18 protein-coding genes are annotated in these 21,544 nt (G+C 39.2%); 2 read left to right on the top strand and 16 right to left on the bottom strand.

Annotated features, from left to right (window positions below; translation table 11 throughout):
* Positions 1–25 precede the first annotated feature (25 nt).
* Entirely contained in the window at positions 26–886 is an 861-nt protein-coding gene (locus GZH82_RS04625; protein ID WP_162681512.1) for a serine/threonine protein kinase, read from the top strand.
* Between the two features lie 359 nt (positions 887–1,245).
* Here GZH82_RS04625 and rpoZ read toward each other — a convergent pair whose 3' ends face one another.
* A complete protein-coding gene (gene rpoZ, locus GZH82_RS04620; protein ID WP_162681511.1) occupies positions 1,246–1,455 on the bottom strand; it encodes a DNA-directed RNA polymerase subunit omega in 210 nt (69 codons plus the stop codon).
* Entirely contained in the window at positions 1,455–2,078 is a 624-nt protein-coding gene (gmk, locus tag GZH82_RS04615) for a guanylate kinase (RefSeq protein WP_162681510.1), read from the bottom strand. Before gmk ends, rpoZ begins: the two co-directional genes overlap by 1 nt.
* 159 nt (positions 2,079–2,237) lie before the next feature.
* On the opposite strand from gmk, the gene GZH82_RS04610 reads away from it, so the two are divergent.
* The gene (locus GZH82_RS04610) at positions 2,238–3,941 is read left to right on the top strand and encodes an Rqc2 family fibronectin-binding protein (RefSeq protein ID WP_162681509.1); all 1,704 of its coding nucleotides are present in this window, start codon (positions 2,238–2,240) and stop codon (positions 3,939–3,941) included.
* 101 nt (positions 3,942–4,042) lie between these two features.
* Here GZH82_RS04610 and GZH82_RS04605 read toward each other — a convergent pair whose 3' ends face one another.
* The 14 genes from GZH82_RS04605 to ileS form a co-directional block, all read right to left on the bottom strand.
* Positions 4,043–4,456, bottom strand: coding sequence for a VOC family protein (locus GZH82_RS04605; RefSeq protein ID WP_162681508.1), 414 nt, complete (start codon positions 4,454–4,456; stop codon positions 4,043–4,045).
* A gap of 818 nt (positions 4,457–5,274) precedes the next feature.
* On the bottom strand, positions 5,275–5,883 hold the full coding sequence (gene pyrE / locus GZH82_RS04600) for an orotate phosphoribosyltransferase (protein WP_162681507.1): 609 nt from the start codon (positions 5,881–5,883) through the stop codon (positions 5,275–5,277).
* Entirely contained in the window at positions 5,871–6,575 is a 705-nt protein-coding gene (pyrF, locus tag GZH82_RS04595) for an orotidine-5'-phosphate decarboxylase (protein WP_162681506.1), read from the bottom strand. The genes pyrE and pyrF overlap by 13 nt, the downstream gene beginning before the upstream one ends.
* 1 nt (position 6,576) lies before the next feature.
* Entirely contained in the window at positions 6,577–7,497 is a 921-nt protein-coding gene (locus tag GZH82_RS04590) for a dihydroorotate dehydrogenase (RefSeq protein WP_162681505.1), read from the bottom strand.
* Positions 7,494–8,258, bottom strand: coding sequence for a dihydroorotate dehydrogenase electron transfer subunit (locus tag GZH82_RS04585; protein ID WP_162681504.1), 765 nt, complete (start codon positions 8,256–8,258; stop codon positions 7,494–7,496). The genes GZH82_RS04590 and GZH82_RS04585 overlap by 4 nt, the downstream gene beginning before the upstream one ends.
* 13 nt (positions 8,259–8,271) lie before the next feature.
* The gene (gene carB, locus GZH82_RS04580) at positions 8,272–11,445 is read right to left on the bottom strand and encodes a carbamoyl-phosphate synthase large subunit (RefSeq protein ID WP_162681503.1); all 3,174 of its coding nucleotides are present in this window, start codon (positions 11,443–11,445) and stop codon (positions 8,272–8,274) included.
* The gene (locus GZH82_RS04575) at positions 11,438–12,538 is read right to left on the bottom strand and encodes a carbamoyl phosphate synthase small subunit (protein ID WP_162681502.1); all 1,101 of its coding nucleotides are present in this window, start codon (positions 12,536–12,538) and stop codon (positions 11,438–11,440) included. The genes carB and GZH82_RS04575 overlap by 8 nt, the downstream gene beginning before the upstream one ends.
* Before the next feature lie 2 nt (positions 12,539–12,540).
* Positions 12,541–13,815, bottom strand: a complete 1,275-nt coding sequence (locus tag GZH82_RS04570; protein ID WP_162682999.1) for a dihydroorotase — start codon at positions 13,813–13,815, stop codon at positions 12,541–12,543.
* Between the two features lie 15 nt (positions 13,816–13,830).
* On the bottom strand, positions 13,831–14,709 hold the full coding sequence (locus GZH82_RS04565; protein ID WP_162681501.1) for an aspartate carbamoyltransferase catalytic subunit: 879 nt from the start codon (positions 14,707–14,709) through the stop codon (positions 13,831–13,833).
* A 21-nt stretch (positions 14,710–14,730) separates the two neighbouring features.
* Positions 14,731–16,023 (bottom strand): uracil-xanthine permease family protein, encoded by a 1,293-nt coding sequence (locus tag GZH82_RS04560; RefSeq protein ID WP_162681500.1) that lies wholly within the window; start codon positions 16,021–16,023, stop codon positions 14,731–14,733.
* 171 nt (positions 16,024–16,194) lie between these two features.
* Positions 16,195–16,719 (bottom strand): bifunctional pyr operon transcriptional regulator/uracil phosphoribosyltransferase PyrR, encoded by a 525-nt coding sequence (gene pyrR, locus GZH82_RS04555; protein WP_096540622.1) that lies wholly within the window; start codon positions 16,717–16,719, stop codon positions 16,195–16,197.
* A 292-nt stretch (positions 16,720–17,011) separates the two neighbouring features.
* Positions 17,012–17,929, bottom strand: a complete 918-nt coding sequence (locus tag GZH82_RS04550; RefSeq protein ID WP_162681499.1) for an RluA family pseudouridine synthase — start codon at positions 17,927–17,929, stop codon at positions 17,012–17,014.
* A complete protein-coding gene (lspA, locus tag GZH82_RS04545) occupies positions 17,929–18,414 on the bottom strand; it encodes a signal peptidase II (RefSeq protein WP_162681498.1) in 486 nt (161 codons plus the stop codon). Before lspA ends, GZH82_RS04550 begins: the two co-directional genes overlap by 1 nt.
* Positions 18,415–18,787: 373 nt before the next feature.
* Positions 18,788–21,535, bottom strand: a complete 2,748-nt coding sequence (gene ileS, locus GZH82_RS04540) for an isoleucine--tRNA ligase (RefSeq protein ID WP_162681497.1) — start codon at positions 21,533–21,535, stop codon at positions 18,788–18,790.
* Positions 21,536–21,544 lie beyond the last annotated feature (9 nt).

The following is a 21,544-nucleotide window of genomic DNA, read 5'->3' as shown; positions in this document are numbered from 1 at the left end:
CACTTTATATTATAGCTATGGACGCATGAAAGAAGAAGCACCATATAAAATAACTAAAAATGGTAAATTTTATATAGACAATAATCGTTCTTTATATGAATTGCCTGATTGGATTGAAGAACCTTTTCCAGTTGTTGATAATCAAGAGAGTAATTATCTATTAAAAACATATAAAATTGAAAAGTGCATACATCTATCAAATACTGGAGGAGTATATTTAGGAGTAAATAAGAATAATGAAAAATATATTATTAAAGAAGCTAGACCATATGTTGGATATTCTGCAAATTTAAAAGATGATAGTGTTGTTTATAGAAAGAATGAATTCAACAACTTTAATAATATGTCAAATTTGTTGAACGTACCTAAAACAAAAGAGAGCTTTTTTGATTCTGGTCATTTTTTTACTGTAGTTGAATATATAAATGGATATACCTTATTTGATATCTTTGAAAATAATAATCTTTTAAACCACTATCTACCAACTAAAGAAAAAAAAGAAGAATTTCTATTTAAATTAATAGAGCAAGTAAAATCCGTTCATAAAATCAACTTTTATATTGGTGATATTTCGTCAGTTAATATTATGTACAATAAAAATGACAATAAACTTTACTTTATAGACTTAGAATATTCAGGTTTTGGTGAAAGTACTACTTATACTGAAAACAACACTCCTGGTTTCAAAGTAAAATCAGATAAATTAAATGTTTTTGAACAGGATATTCAAAGTTTAGCTTTAACATTTGCCTCAATGTTTTTTAAAGATAGAGAGAAAGTAACTTCCAATACCAATTTAATAAAGTATCATTTGAGAAGAGTTGAAAAATTAGGAGTTATTACATATAAAACGTATAAAACTCTATTGACAATGCTGATTTATTAGAATTCCAAGAACCAGTTTATAGTAACGGAAAATGGAAAATTGATACAAACAACAAATCAGGTGTTGGAGCAAACATCATCATAGTTAAAGATGATCGAATAGTTCAAATTTGGAACGGGCTTAAAACATCTATGGATTATGAAACTAAAATAGAATTATAGTAAGAATAAATCATGCGTTAGAAACTACTAATAATAGATATAGACTATGTCATTTTATCGTCTCATTCACCGACGTTTGATAAAGAACCAAAATATACAATCAATGTTAAAAAGCGCCTTTCAAAATCATCTCAATGGATAGAGACAACTTTGAAAAGCGCATTTTAAATGTCATATGCATTTATTGATGGTATTGAATTAAAAGTGTGATTCATCAACGTGTGGATGAATTTTGCTTGCTGCGATTTCTTCTAACGCACGGCCTACTGTTTTTTTGCTTTCATAACGATCTAATAATAAATGATCAGGGTCATCTTGTAACTCACGTGCACGTTTAGCGGCTGTTGTCGCAATTAAATATTTAGAGTTAATTTTATCTTGTAATTGGTGTAACGGTGGGTATAACATTATTTTTTGGCCTCCAATAACATTTTTCTGTATTTCGCTTCAATGCGTTCTCGCTTTAAATGTTCAGCTTCAACAATGGACTGAATGCGGTCTTTCGCTAGATCCACTTCATCGTTTACGACAACATAATCGTAAAGATTCATCATCTCAACTTCTTTTTTCGCTTCTTTTACGCGACTTTCAATTTTTTCTTTTGATTCTGTACCACGACCGATTAAACGCTCTGTTAAATGGTCTAGGCTTGGTGGTGCTAAAAAGATAAATAGCGCATCTGGAAATTTTTTGCGCACTTGCTTGGCCCCTTCAACTTCAATCTCTAAAAATACATCGTGACCTGCATTCATCGTATCTTTAACATATTGCACGGGTGTGCCGTAATAATTTCCTACATACTCTGCGTATTCAATAAACTCATCTGCTTCAATGAGTTTTTCAAATTCATCTCTCGTTTTGAAAAAATAATCAACGCCATCTTGTTCCCCTTCTCGCATTTGACGCGTTGTCATCGAGATAGAATATTTATAAGATGTGTGTGGATCATCAAAAATACGTTTTCTAACTGTGCCCTTGCCAACACCAGAAGGGCCTGAGAGTACTATTAGTAAGCCTTTTTCAGTATCCATGCCTTACGACCTTTCTTCGCTATTCTTCTATTTATTAACATATCTTACCACAATTTTTATTGAATTGCATAGAGGGCCAAGCGAAAACTTTAGTTCTGACGTGCATGGATAGGCATGTTATAATAATGTAATGAAAATTTTTAAAGGTGGCAGATAATTATGGCATTTGATGGTGTATTTACAAGAAAAATGGTAGAAGATTTACAATTTCTCGTTTCTGGACGTATTCATAAAATCAATCAACCGGAAAACGATACGATCATCATGGTTGTAAGACAGCAACGCCAAAACCATCAATTGTTGTTGTCGATTCACCCCAATTTTGCACGAATTCATCTCACTACAAAAAAATATGATAATCCATTCGAACCACCGATGTTTGCGCGCGTCTTTCGTAAGCACTTAGAGGGCGGACGTATCCTTGCCATTCGCCAAATCGGAAATGACCGTCGCATCGAAATGGACGTGGAAAGTAAAGATGAAATTGGCGACACGATTCATCGTTCAGTGATTTTAGAAATTATGGGTAAACATAGTAACCTCATTCTCGTTAATGAAGAACGGAAAATTTTAGAAGGTTTTAAACACCTTACACCGAATACAAATCAATTTAGAACCGTGATGCCAGGCTTTCAATATGAAGCGCCGCCAACACAACATAAACACAATCCTTATGAATACACTGGCGCGCAAGTACTCCAACATATTGATTTCAATGCGGGGAAAATTGATCGTCAACTGCTCCAAACGTTTGAAGGATTTTCACCGTTAATCACAAAAGAAATCACATCAAGACGCCATTTTATGACCACGCAAACTCTACCTGAAGCATTTGACGAAGTGATGGCCGAAACGAAAGCCGCACCCCAACCGGTATTCCATAAAAATCACGAAACGGGTAAAGAAGACTTTTACTTTATGAAGTTGCATCAGTTTTACGATGATTGCGTCACGTACGATTCACTGCATGAACTGCTCGATCGTTTTTATGATGCGCGTGGTGAACGTGAACGTGTAAAGCAACGTGCGAACGATTTAGTCAAACTCGTCCAACAATTGCTTCAAAAATATCAAAATAAATTGAGTAAGCTCGTCGATGAACAAGCAGGAACAGAAGAAAAAGAGAATCAACAATTGTACGGTGAATTAATCACCGCAAATATTTACCAATTGAAACCTGGAGACCGCCAATTAGAAACAGTGAACTATTACACAGGCGAAACAGTGACCATTCCGTTAAATCCACAAAAGTCACCCGCTGAAAATGCGCAATACTATTACAAACAATACAACCGAATGAAAACACGTGAGCGAGAATTGACACACCAAATTACTTTAACAAAAGAAAATATCGCTTATTTTGAAAATATCGAGCAACAGTTGTCACACATTCAAGTCCATGAAATTGACGATATTCGTGAAGAATTGGCAGAACAAGGCTTTATCAAGCAAAAGAAACAGCAGAAAAAGAAGAAAACACAAAAAATTCAGTTACAGTCCTATGTTTCAACGGATGGCGATACGATTTTAGTCGGTAAAAATAATAAACAAAATGATTATTTAACGAATAAACGTGCACAAAAATCGCATTTATGGTTCCATACGAAAGATATTCCAGGAAGTCATGTCGTCATTTTAAATGATACGCCGAGTGAGAAAACAATTGAAGAAGCGGCGATGATTGCAGCGTACTTTTCAAAAGCGGGACAATCGGGACAAATTCCAGTGGATTATACAACAATTCGTAATGTACATAAACCGAGTGGCAGTAAACCAGGATTTGTAACGTACGATAACCAGAAAACACTTTACGCGACGCCGGATTATGACATGATTCGTCAGTTGAAAGCTGAAGAAGTGTAAAAGATTAAATATCAACATAAAAATCCGAGACTTTTGCGTAATGCTTAGCGAAAGTTTCGGATTTTTAATGGTCTAAAAGTATAGCTCATATGATTCTATTGTTATTTCTTTGATTCTGGTAATGCGAGTTGGAAGTTCACACCGAATTTATCTTGAATCCAGGCGAATTCACGAAATTGAGGTGGCATATCAGTTTTCGGCATTAAAATCGCGCCATCTTCTTTTAACCCATTGTAGAGTTGATCCATTTCAAATTGGTCTTTCACTGTCACATATAATGACATCGCTGGGTTCATTTCAATCTCTGTGCCATTCATATTATCAATCGCCATAAATACTTGGCCGTTTAATGTAAAAATGGAATGTTGCACTTTCCCTGCCTGTTCGGGAATGGTGTCATCGTATTTCACCATTGTAATCATTTCGCTATCTTCAAATAATGATGTATAACGTTGGATCGCTTCTTCAGCGTCGCCATTAAACATTAAAAACGTTGTGATTTTAGGTATTTTCATAACTGGTCCTCCTCAAAAGTTAAGAGATGCTTTCATTTTGAAATTCACAATTAACAGATACAGTTGCATCATAATGTGAAATATTTATTTCCGTTACTGTTTGATTTTCTGTTGTTTTTGCTTTCACTCTATATTATAACCGGTTACAATAGTGTTAAATCATTTTTGGAGGTTATTTTATGATTAGTATCAATTTATTAATCCCTCTTCTAGTATTTTTATTCATCTTAATTGGCGGTTGGCTCTTTTTACGCTGGTATTTAAGATAACCGTTTACTCGTTTAAAAGAAGTCATATATTTATTTTAAAACATCGAAGTTAATTTTAAATGCCTAATGAATCTAAACAGTAGTGTGTTTCAAAGTGTATGACATGCTTTTTGGGGTAATTAAAAATATTCTAAAGTAAGCATATGTAGAAAAAGAAGCTGGAACATTCAGTTTTTCCATCCTCTATCCTACATGGACTTATTATCCATTATTGATGATAAAATAGTTGAAAATGGAGATGAGTTTGACGTAAAAAATTGGATGCTATTGATTTTCTTGATTTTGTAAACTTGCTCTTAGTTGTCTACATTTGATGTAAAATTGCCCAGAAGGCTGAGACTCCTGAGGGATCAGCTAGTCCGGAAAATCCACTAACGCCTCAACAAATGTAACAGTTAAATCAAGCGTTAGTTAGTTGAAGGGCCAGCCCCTAGGAACGCGAAGCCATGAGGGCAATCAAAACCACAAATCATAGGGAAGAGCAAGTTAAGTAAAAAACTACATCAATAGCCATCAAAAATTTTTTACGTCTCCACCTTCTTTTTCTGCTTATAATTGATTACGCCATTCGACTAATGTTTGAATGTCATCTTCTGAAATTTTGCTTTCTTCACGTGCCACTTCAATCAGTTCATCATAGTTGCTTAACGTATAAAAAGGAACACCTGCTACTTTAAACGTCTCGTCTGCTTTATTTAAACCGTAAGTGAAAATCGCAACGACACCTAACACTTCGGCACCCGTTTCTTGTAATGCTTCGACTGCTGTGATAGAAGAGCCACCTGTTGAAATTAAATCTTCAATGACCACTACTTTTTTGCCTTCACTGCGCGCGCCTTCGATTTGGTTTTGCTTGCCGTGACTTTTACTTTTTGAACGTACGTAATTCATTGGCAAGTTCATTTTATCTGAAATATACGCCGCATGTGGAATGCCGGCTGTTGCTGTTCCTGATACGATTGCTACATCAGCAAAATGTTGTTGAATCAATTCAATTAAGCCGTCACGAATCGCGGTACGTACTTCTGGATATCCGAGTGTGACACGGTTATCACAATAAATAGGTGATTTAATGCCGGAACTCCATGTATACATTTCATTCGGTGATAATGATACGGCTTCGATATCTAATAATGCTTTAGCGATTAATTTTGACATGCATTTAACCAACTTTCTTTAATTTGATGATAACTTTGTACTGGATTGTCGCTTTGTGTAATCGGGCGACCCACAACGATATGTGTCGAACCGAGTTGACGTGCTTTTTCTGGCGTCGTGATCCGTTGCTGATCGTCTTTTGCACTGTGGGCTAGACGAATGCCTGGTGTTACTTTTAAGAAATCGTTGCCACAATGTTCGCGAATCATTGTCGTTTCTAACGGCGAGCATACGACCCCGTCTAATCCTGCTTGTTGCGCAAGGTTGGCATAGTTTAAGACGGCTGTTTCCATCGATGTTTGGATGTTTTGTTCCTCATGCAACTGTTGTTCAGATGTGGATGTTAATTGTGTCACGGCGATGATTTTAATGTCTTTGTTATGTCGACGTAACCCTTCTACTGCACGTTGCATCATGATTGTGCCGCCAGCCGCATGAACATTGACGAGATCCACGTTCAGTTTTGCGAGACCTTCCATCGCTTTCCCCACCGTATTCGGAATGTCGTGCAATTTTAAGTCTAAAAAGATGTCATGGCCAAGTGCTTTAATTTGATCAATGAGTGCTGGGCCTGTCTGATAAAACAATTCCATACCTATTTTGACGAACAACGGTTCATCAAATTGCGCTAAAAATGACATCACTTCTGCTTCAGTTGCAAAATCTAAGGCGATAATCGGATCTTGTCTCATATTACAGCAATCCTTTCAAAGTACGACCTTTAAGTTCTGAAATATGTTGAACATTTAGTACATCTAAATATTCAGGTAAAGTATCGATAATTTCCTTGCAGACCATTGGATTTTGGAAGTTTGCTGTTCCGACTGCCACTGCATCTGCACCAACTGACACGTAATCAATGACGTCTTGCGCATTTTGGACGCCACCCATTGCGATAATTGGAATATTAGGTAAAGCTTTGCGGACGTCATGCACCATTCTTAAAGCGACCGGTTTAATCGCTGGCCCACTTAAGCCACCCGTGACATTATAAATAATCGGTTTGCCTGTGCGTGCGTCAATTCTCATGCCGACGAGTGTATTAATCATCGTTAAACCGTCTGCATATTGTGCGATTGCTTCAGCCATTTCTACAATGTTAGTCACATTAGGCGACAATTTCACATAAACCGGTACTTCAGACGCTGCTTTTACTTTGCGTGTCAGTTCAGAGGCAATTATCGGGTCTACACCGAACTGCATGCCGCCTTCTTTAACGTTTGGACATGAGATGTTCAGTTCTAACGCTTTCACATTCGGGGCTTTTGAAATATGTTCAGCCACATATACATAGTCTTCTTCCATCGAACCGGCCACATTCGCAATAATTGGGACATCGTGTTGCGCTAATGCTTTGAGTTCATGATCAATAATGTGATGGACGCCTGGATTTTGCAGTCCTATCGCATTCAACATCCCACTATCTGTTTCCGCGACACGTGGCGTTTCGTTACCAAAACGTGCTTCTTTCGTTGCGGCTTTAATCATCATCGCCCCTAACTCAGACAAATCGTAAAACTGACCGTATTCCGCACCGAAAGCGAAACAACCACTTGCCGGCATAATCGGATTTTTTAACGATAATCCTGGAATTTCTACTGCTAATCGACTCATAGTACAACCGCCCCTCTTTCGAATACTGGTCCATCTGTACAAACTTTTACATAATCTGTCGGACTTTCTGGTACGTGACAAACACACGCAAAACATGCACCGACTCCGCAGCCCATGCGTTCCTCTAAAGAAATGTAACCCGGCACATCTTTCAACGTTTCTAACTGTGTTAACGCCTTTAACATGGGTAGCGGTCCACACGTGTAGAAAATGTCATAATCGACTGGTAGTGCATCAATGACTGTTGTGACAAAACCTGTTGTACCTAATGAGCCATCTTCTGTCACAATGTGCGTTTCTCCTAATGCTTCAAATTGTTGTTGATAAAACACATCTTTAGCTGAACGGAAACCGAGTACATGTACCGTTTCAATGCCACGTTCATTGAGTTGTTTCGAAAGTTCATAAAGCGGCGGAACACCAATGCCTCCTCCGACAAGTAAAGCTTTTTTCTTCGCTTTGTCTACTGGAAAACCATTACCCAGTGGTGCTAAAATATCAATTTCGTCGCCTTCATTTAAGGCAGCAATACGCTTTGTGCCTTCTCCTTCAGCACGAAATAGCATTGTGAATTGTTGTTGTGCTTGATCGATATGACAAATCGAAATCGGTCGACGCAACATGTGTAATGAGCCTTCTCCAGTTTTAATATGCACGAACTGACCAGGTTGCTGAAGTTTTTCAACAACCGGTCCTTTGACTGTTAATTCATAAATGCGCTCTGCAATAGGTGCATTTGAAACCACCGTTAATTTTTCCACCGCTTTTGACCTCCTACATATTTCTCATTGAAAATGTCATGCTTTCAATGACATTCGTTAATGCGTTCGCTGTATCGAGTGAAGTGAGACAAGGGACCCCATTTTCAACTGATGCACGACGAATTTGGAATCCGTCACGCTCAATGGTTTTACCTTTTGTCATCGTGTTAATGACAAGCTGTACTGAACCGTCTTGAATTTTTGTAATTAAATCATCGTGACCCCCGATTTTTTCTACCGTTTCAACGTTGATGCCATTGTCTTTCAACGTAGCGGCTGTTCCTGCTGTTGCCACGATTTTGTAGCCGACTTCACTTAAACGTTTCCCAATTTTGACCATTTCTTCTTTATCTTTATCGCTGACAGTAATCAATGCTGTACCGTAATCTTTCACTTCCATCCCTGCTGCTGTTAACCCTTTGTATAGCGCCTTTTCTAACGTAATGTCGCGACCCATCACTTCTCCTGTTGATTTCATTTCAGGTCCAAGTGTAATGTCGACATTTTTCAATTTATTAAAGCTGAATACAGGGGCTTTAACAAACACCCCTTCTTTGTACGGTTGAATGCCTGGTTGATAGCCCAAATCTGTCAGTTTTTGACCCATAATCGCTTGCATTGCGAGTTGTGCCATTTGAATTTCTGTAATTTTACTTAAAAACGGCACAGTACGGCTTGCTCGCGGATTCACTTCTAGCACATAAACCCCATCATGTGCGAGGACGAATTGGATATTGATTAAGCCGATAACGTTGAGGCCTTTCGCCAATTTGATTGTATAAGCTTCCAACGTATCAATGACGTCTTGACTTAACGTTTGTGGCGGGTACACTGCGATAGAGTCACCTGAGTGGACACCCGCACGCTCAATATGTTCCATAATACCTGGAATAATGACTGTTTCTCCGTCAGAAATCGCGTCGACTTCAATTTCTTTACCTGTTAAGTAACGGTCAACTAATACGGGATGTTCTGGACTGGCTTTCACCGCTTCATTCATATAGTTTTCAAGTTCTGCATCGTTGTACACAATTTCCATTGCACGACCACCGAGGACATATGATGGACGGACCACTACGGGATAACCGATATCGCGTGCATTGTCGAGTGCTTCTTGAGCCGATGTCGCTGTTTTTCCTTTCGGCTGAGGCACGTCAATCTTGTTCAGTAACGCTTCAAATTCTTTACGGTCTTCAGCACGATTTAAATCTTCAAGGGATGTACCTAAAATTTTCACCCCGTATTTCGCTAATTTGTCCGCTAAGTTGATCGCTGTTTGGCCTCCGAATTGTACGACGACGCCTTTAGGTTGTTCCAGATTAATGATGTTCATCACATCTTCTTCTGTGAGTGGCTCGAAATACAACTTATCTGAAATTGAAAAGTCTGTCGATACCGTTTCAGGGTTGTTATTAATAATAATCGCTTCATAACCGGCATTTTGAATTGCCCATACAGCATGCACTGTCGCATAGTCGAATTCTACTCCTTGACCGATACGAATTGGTCCTGAACCGAGTACGATAATTTTCTCTTTTTCAGTAACGAGCGATTCATTTTCTTCTTCATACGTGCCATAAAAGTATGGTGTTGTTGATTCAAATTCTGCTGCACACGTGTCGACCATTTTATACACAGGACAAATGTTGTGCTGTTGACGTAAATCATACACTTCTGCTTCTGTCATTTCGAAACGATGCGCAATGACGCGGTCGCTAAAGCCGAACCGTTTCGCAAATCTTAAGTAATCAATATCACCTGGATGTGCCTTTAATGCATGTTCCATATCGATAATATTTTTGAATTTATTTAAGAAAAAATAATCGATTTTCGTCATTTCATGTAATTCTTCGAGCGTTGTGCCACGACGAATCGCTTCACCAATGAAGAACAATCTTTCGTCGTCTTGCGCTTTAATACGTGACTTAATGTAGTCTAAGTCGAATGATTCACCTTTTGGTAAGCCAAGATGATGCACGCCGTATTCTAATGAACGAATCGCTTTTAATAAAGATTCTTCGTATGTGCGACCGATCGACATCACTTCCCCTGTTGCTTTCATTTGTGTGCCAAGTTCACGTTCGCCTTTTTCGAACTTATCAAATGGGAAACGTGGAATTTTCGATACGATATAGTCTAAACTTGGTTCGAATGCCGCATAAGACGTACCTGTGACTGGATTTTTCATCTCATCTAACGTGAGGCCTACCGCAATTTTCGCCGCGAGTTTCGCAATTGGATATCCTGTTGCTTTTGAAGCGAGTGCAGACGAGCGGGACACACGCGGATTCACTTCGATAATGTAAAACTGCATCGAATGTGGATCTAACGCGAGCTGCACGTTACAGCCCCCTTCAATTTCTAGCGCACGAATGACTTTTAATGAAACGTCACGCAACATTTGATATTCCACGTCTGACAATGTTTGGCTTGGTGCAACAACGATTGAGTCACCCGTATGGATACCGACCGGATCAATGTTTTCCATGTTACATACGACAATCGCGTTATCATTTTTGTCACGCATCACTTCATATTCAATTTCTTTAAAGCCTGCGATAGATTTTTCAATTAAACATTGCGTGGCCGGACTATATTTCAATCCGTTAGATACCACTTCACGGAGCTCTTCATCATTATGACAGATGCCGCCTCCTGTACCGCCCATCGTAAATGCCGGACGTACAATTAACGGATAACCCACTGCTTCTTTAAATGCAAACGCTTGTTCAAGTGTGTTCACGATGTCACTTTCAGGTACTGGCACATTCAAGTCATTCATTAACGAGCGGAACAATTCACGGTCTTCTGCTTGTTCAATGGATGACAGTTTCGTACCGAGGAGTGTGACGTTATTTTCAGCTAAGACACCGCTGTTATGCAGTTCAATTGCCATGTTGAGCCCTGTTTGTCCACCGAGTGTCGGTAAGAGCGCATCAGGTTGTTCTTTACGGATAATGCGTGCAATAAAATCGTGCGTGAGCGGTTCGATGTAAACTTTGTCAGCAATTTCTTTATCCGTCATAATCGTTGCAGGATTTGAGTTGACTAAAATGACACGGTAACCTTCTTCTTTGAGTGCGAGACATGCTTGTGTCCCTGCATAGTCAAATTCTGCTGCTTGACCAATGATGATAGGACCTGAGCCAATCACTAAAATCGTTTGAATATCATTTCTTTTAGGCATGTGTAACGCGCTCCTTTTGCTTATTTTGTTGCATCATTTCTACAAATTGATCAAATAAGTAATTAGAATCTGTCGGACCTGGGCAAGCTTCTGGATGGTATTGTACCGAAAACGCTGGCAACTTACGGTGTTTCAATCCTTCAACTGTGCCATCATTTAAGGCGATGTGCGTAATTTCTAAATCTGTTTCAGCAACAGAATCTGCGTCAATCGCATAGCCGTGGTTTTGACTTGTCAATGCGATTTTACCTGTTGCCAAATCTTTAACAGGATGGTTCGCACCACGATGTCCAAATTTCATCTTGAACGATTTCGCACCTTGACTGAGTGCAAAAAGTTGATGACCGAGGCAAATTCCGAAAAACGGAATGCGCCCTAAAATACCGTTAATCATATCGAGTGCGACTGTCACATCATCCGGATCACCCGGGCCGTTCGATAACATTACACCGTCTGGCGCCATTTTAATAATCGCATCTGCTGAGGTATTATACGGTACGACAGTCACTTCACAGCCACGTGAATTCAACTCACGGACGATATTTTGTTTCTTTCCAAAGTCCACAAGTACAACATGCAAGTCAAAGCCTGTTGAGACGTAAGGTGTTTTGGTAGAGACGGTTGGCACTTCAGTTCTTGGAAACTCTGCTGTTTTGAGCGCTGTCACGGTTGTTTCAATTTCAGATGGATCATCAACAAATGCCGCTTTGAGCACGCCATGTTGACGAATTTTTTTCGTAATGCTGCGCGTATCGACACCACTAATACCTGGAATATCATATTCTTTCAATACGTCATCAAATGATTTCTGTGCTCTAAAGTTACTCGGCATCGTGCATGCTTCTTTCACGACCACACCATTGAGGCTCGGTGTAAGTGATTCAAAGTCGTCGCGGTTAATGCCATAATTGCCGATTAAAGGATACGTAAATGTAATAATTTGGCCTGTGTATGACGGGTCTGAAATTGTTTCTTGATAACCTGTCATCGCAGTATTGAACACAATTTCACCGCGTGTTAATTTGTCAGACCCTAATTTAAAGCCTGTATAATGGGAACCATCTTCTAAAACAAGGTAACGTTTCTCAAACATGTTTATTTTGCCTCCTCATAACGAATGTCGCCTTCAACCATGGTTAAAATGGGATTGCCGAATACTTTTTCACCTAAGAACGGTGTGTTAGACGCTTTTGATAAGAAATCTTCTGCTTTAATTTCGTATGCATCGTCTAAGTTGATTAATGTTAAATCTGCAAGCGTACCCTCTGCTAATTTGCCATAAGGGAGACCGAACACTTCTGCTGGTTTTGTCGTTAAGTAATCAACAAGTTGTTGTAATGACCAATCCCCATTTTTAACAAAGTGTGTATAAAGTAATGGGAAAGCTGTTTCACTGCCGACAATGCCGAATGGTGCACGTGTCATCGGTTGTGCTTTTTCGTCTGCTGCATGTGGCGCGTGGTCTGTCGCAATACAGTCAATCGTACCGTCAAGTAAGCCTTCTAATAACGCCGCTCTATCTTCTTGACTTCTTAAAGGCGGATTCATTTTATAAATCGCATGATCTCCTGGCACATCATCTTCTGTGAGCAATAAATGGTGTGGCGTCACTTCCGCTGTTACTGAAATGCCCGCTCTTTTCGCATCACGGATCACGCGAACACTTTCTTTCGTTGATACGTGGCACACATGATAATGACACCCTGTTGCTTCACTGAGTAACACGTCACGCGCGATTTGTACGGATTCACAAATATTTGGAATACCTGGGATGCCGAGTTCTTGACTGCGACGGCCTTCATGCATTGCACCACCATAAATGAGGCTGTTATCTTCACAGTGTGCGACGACTGCTTTATTTTGTGCCTTTGCTTGTTGCATCGCTTCATACATCATCGCCGCTTCTTGAACACCGACACCATCATCTGTAAAAGCAAATGCGCCATTTTCGGCTAACGCTTTGAAATCCACATGTTCTTTTCCTGCTTGTCGTACTGTAATAGAGGCATAAGGAAGGACACGAACTTGTGCATTTTTCTCAATTAATTCATTTAGCCGTGTTAAATGTTCCAATGAATCAGGAACAGGTTTCGTATTCGGCATAGGACAAACCGTAGTGAACCCCCCGCGTGCCGCTGCTTTTGTCCCTGTTTCGATCGTTTCTTTATATTCGCCACCTGGTTCTCTTAAATGCACATGGACATCGATGAAACCTGGCGCTAAAAAATGACCTTTTGCATCAATGACCGTCATTTTTTCAGTTGGTTCAATCGTTTCTGCAATCTGTTTCACTGTCTTACCTTCGATTAATACATCTACCTTTTTCAACGTACCTGCTTCTAACATCTTTGCATTTTGAATTAATTTCATCATCGTAATCGCTCCTTAACCTTTTAAAATTTCAGTCAACACTGCCATTCTTATGTACACACCGTTCGACATCTGTTCAAAAATACGTGACTTCGGTGCTTCTACTAATGCATCTGCAATTTCTACATCTCGATTCACTGGTGCGGGGTGCATCACAATCGCATGATCTTGAAGTTTGGCATATCGTTCTTCAGTCAAACCATAACGACGGTGATAATCTGCTTTTTCAAAACCTTGTGAACTGCCATCATGTCGTTCATGTTGGACACGTAACAGCATCACAATGTCGACCTCATCAATGACATCATCTAATTCGACATAGTCTGCGGCCATACTGTCGTCTTTCCAAACATCTGGACTTGAGAAAACGACATTTGCGCCAAGTGCAGTTAAACTATGATAATTACTGCGTGCCACCCGTGAATTTTTAATGTCACCGCAAATGACCACTTTTAATCCTTCAAAACGACCATATGTTTCGTAAATCGTCATTAGATCCAGTAAGCTTTGCGTCGGATGTTGACCACTGCCATCGCCTGCATTAATAATCGGAATGCCCATATTCAACAGAGCTTCGTAGTAATGATTTTGTTCGTGGCGAATGACGAGTGCATCACAGCCAATGGTTTGTAACGTTCGGCACGTGTCATACAGTGATTCCCCTTTTTGTACAGAAGAGGCACTTGATTCAAAGTTGATTTGCTTTATATCCAAACGGTGTTCTGCCATTTCAAAACTACATTTCGTGCGTGTCGAATTTTCGAAAAATAAGTTCGCAATGTAGCGTCCGTGCAAATTCGGTACCGTTTCTCCTGCTTTATACTGCATCGCTTTTTGAATTAAGTTTTCAATTTCTTCTACAGATAAATGTTCCATTGATACGACATGTTGCATGATAATCAAGGCCTCCTATAATTAACTTTTTGGTAAAATTAAGTTCAGTAAAATCCCTGCTGTTGCTGATAATGCCATCCCTTCGATTGTAAGGTGTACACCTAAATCAGATAAATTTAACATCATGTTGCCGATACCGATGACGAGAATGACTGACGCTATGACTAAGTTACGGTTTTGCGCAAAGTTGACTTGACTTTCGACAATCATACGTAAACCACTTGCGGCGATGGTTCCGAATAATAAGATTGACACGCCACCCATAACTGGTGTTGGTATTGATGAAATCAGTGCTGTGAACTTTCCGACAAAGCCGAGCATAATCGCGAGAACTGCCGCGCCACCAATGACGTAAATACTGTAAATTTTCGTAATTGCTAGCACACCGATATTTTCACCGTAAGTCGTACTTGGTGGTCCCCCGATGATACTTGAGAACATTGTCGATACCCCGTCACCAATGATTGAACGGTGTAGTCCCGGATCTTTAAAGAAGTTACGTCCGACAATTTTATTGATAACCATTTGGTGTCCGATATGTTCACTCACCGTTACAAACACGATTGGGAGCATCACTGCGATTAATCCGAGATGCACAGAAGGTTGATAATCTGCAAATGGAATGTAAATGTCTGGGAACTGAAACCAAGCTGCCTCTGAGACAGGTTTAAAATCTACAATGCCAAACAATATCGCTGTAATGTAGCCGACGATAATACCGACTAAAACTGGAATGAGCGAGAAAAAGCCTTTCGCAAACCCTTGAACAATCAATGTCACAAGTAATGTAATCCCTGCCACTGCTACAAAGCTTAAGTTGTATCCTTTCATCTCAGCTGAACTTTCAAACATCGCCATGTTGACAGCAGTAGGTGCTAAGCTTAAACCGATAACCATAATGACTGGACCGACAACGACAGGTGGGAGTAAATGCATGAGCCAGTTTGTGCCACTCACTTTTATCGCAATCCCGATGATGACGTACATGACACCACTCATCAATAACGCGACGAGCATATCGCCTAAGCTATTCGTACTTAATCCGGTAATAATCGGTGTAATAAACGCAAAACTTGAACCGAGATACGCTGGAATTTTTCCTTTTGTAATCAAGATGTAGAGTAATGTCCCTACTCCTGATGCGAGTAACGCTGATGATACAGGTAAGCCTGTTAAGAAGGGGACTAATACTGTTGCGCCAAACATCGCAAATAAATGTTGAATACTTAAAAATACCCATTGGCCTGCTTTCGGTTTTTCATTCACATCGAGTACCGGTTGAACCGTTCTCGTAAACATTTGTTCATTTTCCATTATTTTCTTCCTTTCGCATAAAAAAAGTCTCTTCACCGATTAAGGTAAGAGACTGAGGTGGTTCCAAATAGCGATACACATAGACGCTAGCCTTAAAAGCGGCATCGGATGCATGGATACTGTTTGAAATCGTACCTTTGTCAGTCTCTCGTACTGAATTAAAAGGTGTGATTATGTGATGACAACCGCATTGCGATCATCTATTTCTTCTAAGTAAACATTGACAGATTCTTCATGTGATGTGGGAATATTTTTCCCTACAAAATCTGCGCGAATCGGTAACTCTCGGTGACCACGATCCACAAGTGTTGCTAAACCAATCTTTTTCGGTCTCGCATGTAGTAAAATCGCATCAAGGGAAGCACGCACGGTACGTCCTGTGTATAGCACATCATCTACAATAATGACCACTTGATGATTCAAATCTGTATCAATATCAAAGCCAGGTGTCTCAAGCGGTTGACGTGAATCAATATCATCTCTAAAACTTGTAATATCAATCGCACCCGTTGGCACTTCGACTTCTTCAATTTGTTGAATCTTTTGTTGAATACGTTGCGCTAAATACTCACCACGTGTTTTAATGCCAAGTAATACAAGATTTTCTGTGCCTTTGTTATATTCCAAAATTTCATGAGCGATGCGTGTTACTGTTCGTTTAATTGCAGATTCGTCTAATACAACACGTTCAGCCAATCATTTCACTCCTTAAGCAAAAAACTCATGCCTTTAAGTAGACATGAGTTTTAGCCAATTTATCAGTATAGACTATCAACAACTGTACCATTACGTCTCTCGTACGCACTGTGCGGTATCTGTGTGATAGTTCTCTAAATTGAATGATTGATATCATGTCTTTTGAGCCTCACGGGACTCCCTCTTAAAGACGATTCCGTTTTTATTCTTTTTTAACTTGTTCTTATGGTAACGTTTTTAGCACCAAAAGTCAAAGCAAATCTGATCATTCTTTCAAAAACTTTGGTTTAAATTAAATATCTTCTTTGCGCACTTGTTCAATAACAGCTTCAAATTCTGCAGGAAGCGGCGCAGTACGTTCAATGTATTCACCTGTCTTTGGATGTTCAAAACCGATAAGCCCCGCATGTAAAGCTTGTCCACCAATTTCTAACGTCTTTTTCGGACCATATTTCGAATCACCTACAAGCGGATAGCCGATATATTTCATATGCACACGAATTTGGTGCGTACGCCCTGTTTCTAATTCACATTCAACAAGTGTATGCTTTTTAAACGTTTCAATAACATTAAAATGCGTCACAGCTTCTTTACCATCATCAACGACAGCCATAGATTGACGATCATTTTTATTTCGTCCAATTGGTGCATCAATCGTTCCAAACTCATGTGGAATATGGCCATGAACTAACGCAATATACTTTCTTTTCACTGTTTTTTCCATCAATTGTTCAACTAAACTCCGATGTGCCACGTCATTTTTCGCGACCATCAGTAACCCTGACGTATCTTTATCAATACGGTGCACGATACCTGGACGAATTTCACCGTTAATGCCTGATAAGTTTTTGATTTGATACATCAATCCATTCACGAGCGTTCCAGTATAATGCCCAGGCGATGGATGAACAACCATGCCTTTAGGTTTATAAACAATCGCCACATCGTCATCTTCATAGTAAATGTCTAAATTTAAGTTCTCTGCTTGAATATCTGCTTCTACAACTTCTTTTTCAGTGATTTCTATACGGTCACCTAATTTTAATTTATAGTTCGACTTGACTGCTTTACCATTGACTTCAATTAATCCTTCTTTAATCCACTCTTGTAATTGGCTGCGCGACCACTCCGAATTGAACTCAGGCAATATTTTATCAATACGCTGTAAATGATGCGTTGCGTCTTCAATATTAAATATATGTTTTTCCATTACGACACCTTACCTTTTTGATTCTGATCTTTTAATAATACAATAATCAACAAGATCACACCTATTGTCAAACTCGCATCTGCAATATTAAAAATAGGAAAATCATAACCGAAAATGACTGTATCTATAAAGTCTACCACTTCACCGCTACTAACACGATCAATAAAGTTACCTAATGCCCCCGAAAATAACAGACTAATCGCAATTTGCATCAGCATGTGATTTTTTGCTTCTTTAATATAAAAGACGATGAGCGCAACTAAAATGATCACCGTAATAATGTAGAAGAATGTCATCTTCCCACTTAGTATACCCCAAGCGGCCCCATTATTGCGATGAGAAGTAATATATAAAAAATTGGGAAGTACTGCAAATGACTCACCAATCGTCATTTGTGTACGGATGATGAATTTGGTCAGTTGGTCGCCTATCAAGATGATGAGTGCGATAAAGAGCGATAGGCCGATGTAATATTGTTGTTTCATACTTTTTGTCCTTTCTGTTAGTCACCGCTACATTATAACACGATATATTTTGATTATGTAATTATTTCATGATAACTACATTTGAAATACATACTAGGATTGTTAATAATACAGTGTTGGACTGTTTAGAAAGGATTTGTTTATATGGTGTAATTTGTAACTTTTGATTGTATGAAATATTGCAGATTTTTGGGGAGGACATTTCGGGATTGGGTAACACCTTGCCGAAGTATGCTTATTGTATGGACTTCCCTTTTGGCTCCTGGGAAAGCGCCGCACGGTTCAGCAATCTCAGCTTAAATCACACCAAAAAAGGCAACGTTAGCACTTATCACGCGTAAACGTTGCCTTCTTCAACATTTCATTTATTCTATTATACTAACGTTTTCACTACTTCTTGACAGCGTGGACATAAATCATCTAATTCACCAACACTGCCTAATGATTCGCTGTAATTCCAACAACGGGCACATTTCTCTCCATCTGCTTTTGCGATTTCGATTGTACCGTGTTGATATGCTTCACCTTGTGCATCTTCAACTAATTCAACTTGAGATACGATAAACAATTGATGTAAATCGTTAAAGCCTTCTAAAAATGCAAGGGTATCAAATGAAGAGCTTTTACCGATTTTCACTTTGGCTTCTAAAGATTTACCGATGACTTTTTCGTTTCTTGCCGCTTCTAATGCACGGTTGACATCATCACGTAAAGCCATGAATGTGTTCCATTTGTCTAATAACGCTTGGTCGACTACTTCTTTAACCGGCATATTTGTTAAATGAACACTTTCTTCTTCAACTTGTTCGATATGTGACCAAACTTCTTCAGCAGTATGTGGAATGATTGGTGCGAGTAATTTAGTCATGTTCACTAAAATTTCGAACAATACCGTTTGCATACTATGACGTTTATGTGCATTTTTTTCTTCAATATAAAGAATGTCTTTACCGTAATCTAAATAGAAGTTACTTAATTCAACGTTGATAAAGTTTTGAACTTCTTGGTAAATATCTAAATAATCAAATGACTCATAATGATCTAACGTGCTTGCTGTGAACTCGCGTAAACGGTTTAAAATGTAGCGGTCTACTTCTAACAAATCCGCTTCAGCAATTCGGTCTGTTGCTGGATTGTAGTCGTTGATGTTACCTAATAAGAAACGTAAAGTGTTACGGATTTTACGGTAAACGTCAGCGACTTGTTTTAAAATTTCATCCGAGATACGCACGTCAGCAAGATAGTCTACTGAGCTCACCCATAAACGCGCAATGTCTGCACCTTTTTGTTTTACAATCGTATCTGGCACGATGACGTTACCTAACGATTTACTCATTTTCTTACCTTCTCCATCCATGACAAAGCCGTGTGACAATAACATTTTGTATGGTGAACGGCCGCGCGTCGCAACTGATGTTGTAATTGAAGAGTTGAACCAACCACGATATTGGTCACTACCTTCAAGATACATATCTGCTGGGAAACTTAGCTCTGGACGTGTTTCAAGGACACCGCGATGTGATGAACCTGAGTCGAACCATACGTCCATAATGTCTTGTTCTTTTGTAAATTCACCGTTCGGGCTACCTGGGTGTGTAAAGCCTTCTGGTAATAAGTCTTTCGCGTCACGTTCGAACCAAATGTTAGAGCCATGTTGTTCGAATAAATCTGCTACATGGTAAACTGTTTCTTTCGTCATAATGATGTCGCCGTTTTCAGCATAGAATACTGGTAATGGCACACCCCATACACGTTGACGAGAAATGACCCATTCGCCACGGTCACGAATCATGTTGTAAATACGTGTTTTACCCCAGTCGACTTTGAATTTTGTATCTTCAATCGCATCTAAAATGTCTTGTCTCACTTTAGAAATCGACGCAAACCATTGTGGTGTCGCTCGGAAAATAACTGGTTTTTTCGTACGCCAGTCATGTGGATAACTATGCGTAATAAAGTCTAATTTTAATAAAGCACCTTTTTCAGTTAACAATTCCGTAACGGCTTGATTGGCTTTATCGTAAAACATACCTTCAAATGGGCCACCTTCAGCAGTGAAGACCCCTTTATCATCTAATGGGCTAATGACTTCTAAACCGTATTTTTGACCTACGATAAAGTCATCTTCACCGTGTCCAGGCGCTGTATGAACACAACCTGTACCGGCATCTGTTGTTACGTGCTCACCATTGATGATTAATGAAATACGATCAATAAATGGATGCTGTGCTTCGATATACTCTAATTCTGAACCTTTGAAATCTTTTTCACGAACAACGGCTTCTTTATCCCAACCTAATTGTTCAGCAACTGCATCGACTAACGCTTCAGCGATAATGTAACGTGTACCGTCCACATTCATTTGAACGTAAGTTAATTCAGGATGTACTGTAATGGCTACGTTTGACGGTAATGTCCAAGGTGTTGTTGTCCAAATGATAAACTTCGCATCATCCGCAACGATACCTTTACTGTCTTTAACGTCAAATGCGACATAAATTGAAGCTGAACGTTTGTCGTGGTATTCGATTTCTGCTTCTGCTAATGACGATTCACTTGAAGGCGACCAGTAAACCGGCTTTTTCCCTTTATAAATTAAACCTTTGTCGGCCATTTCACCAAATAAGCGAATTTGTGCTGCTTCGTATTCAGGTTTTAACGTAATGTATGGGTTGTCAAAATCACCATTGACCCCTAAACGTAGGAAGTCTTTTTTCTGAATGTCGATTTGTTCCATCGCAAATGCCTGACATTTGTCACGAAATTCAGCAGTTGTCATTTCTTTACGTTTGACACCTTTTTTCGTTAACGCTTGCTCAATCGGTAACCCATGCGTATCCCAACCTGGAACATAAGGTGTATAAAACCCTTGCATCGTTTTGTAACGGTTGATAAAGTCTTTTAAAATTTTATTCAACGCATGTCCCATATGTAAGCTACCGTTTGCATATGGCGGACCATCATGCAAGATAAAAGAAGGCTGTCCTTCATTTTTTTCTAACATTTTGCGATATAAATCTTTCTCTTTCCACTCTTGTTGAATTTGCGGTTCCTTATTCGGAAGTCCTCCGCGCATTGGGAATTTTGTCTTTGGCATTAATAACGTATCTTTGTAATCCATTTTAAACTA

Origin of the sequence: Staphylococcus sp. MI 10-1553, from assembly GCF_010365305.1 — a bacterium.
In the GTDB taxonomy this organism is placed as follows: Bacteria; Bacillota; Bacilli; order Staphylococcales; family Staphylococcaceae; genus Staphylococcus.
Note: the sequence above shows the minus strand (reverse complement) of the source record. Positions and strands in the feature narration are given on the sequence as shown.

What these genes read in the sequence shown, in the direction of transcription:
- ileS (WP_162681497.1), bottom strand. Translation starts at nt 21,535, where the DNA reads ATGGATTACAAAGATACGTTATTAATGCCAAAGACAAAATTCCCAATG.
- GZH82_RS04570 (WP_162682999.1), bottom strand. Translation starts at nt 13,815, where the DNA reads ATGAAATTAATTCAAAATGCAAAGATGTTAGAAGCAGGTACGTTGAAA.
- GZH82_RS04560 (WP_162681500.1), bottom strand. Translation starts at nt 16,023, where the DNA reads ATGGAAAATGAACAAATGTTTACGAGAACGGTTCAACCGGTACTCGAT.
- GZH82_RS04590 (WP_162681505.1), bottom strand. Translation starts at nt 7,497, where the DNA reads ATGAGTCGATTAGCAGTAGAAATTCCAGGATTATCGTTAAAAAATCCG.
- GZH82_RS04565 (WP_162681501.1), bottom strand. Translation starts at nt 14,709, where the DNA reads ATGCAACATGTCGTATCAATGGAACATTTATCTGTAGAAGAAATTGAA.
- lspA (WP_162681498.1), bottom strand. Translation starts at nt 18,414, where the DNA reads ATGAAACAACAATATTACATCGGCCTATCGCTCTTTATCGCACTCATC.
- rpoZ (WP_162681511.1), bottom strand. Translation starts at nt 1,455, where the DNA reads ATGTTATACCCACCGTTACACCAATTACAAGATAAAATTAACTCTAAA.
- carB (WP_162681503.1), bottom strand. Translation starts at nt 11,445, where the DNA reads ATGCCTAAAAGAAATGATATTCAAACGATTTTAGTGATTGGCTCAGGT.
- pyrE (WP_162681507.1), bottom strand. Translation starts at nt 5,883, where the DNA reads ATGTCAAAATTAATCGCTAAAGCATTATTAGATATCGAAGCCGTATCA.
- GZH82_RS04610 (WP_162681509.1), top strand. Translation starts at nt 2,238, where the DNA reads ATGGCATTTGATGGTGTATTTACAAGAAAAATGGTAGAAGATTTACAA.
- GZH82_RS04605 (WP_162681508.1), bottom strand. Translation starts at nt 4,456, where the DNA reads ATGAAAATACCTAAAATCACAACGTTTTTAATGTTTAATGGCGACGCT.
- gmk (WP_162681510.1), bottom strand. Translation starts at nt 2,078, where the DNA reads ATGGATACTGAAAAAGGCTTACTAATAGTACTCTCAGGCCCTTCTGGT.
- GZH82_RS04550 (WP_162681499.1), bottom strand. Translation starts at nt 17,929, where the DNA reads ATGGAAAAACATATATTTAATATTGAAGACGCAACGCATCATTTACAG.
- GZH82_RS04575 (WP_162681502.1), bottom strand. Translation starts at nt 12,538, where the DNA reads ATGTTTGAGAAACGTTACCTTGTTTTAGAAGATGGTTCCCATTATACA.
- pyrF (WP_162681506.1), bottom strand. Translation starts at nt 6,575, where the DNA reads ATGAGACAAGATCCGATTATCGCCTTAGATTTTGCAACTGAAGCAGAA.
- GZH82_RS04625 (WP_162681512.1), top strand. Translation starts at nt 26, where the DNA reads ATGAAAGAAGAAGCACCATATAAAATAACTAAAAATGGTAAATTTTAT.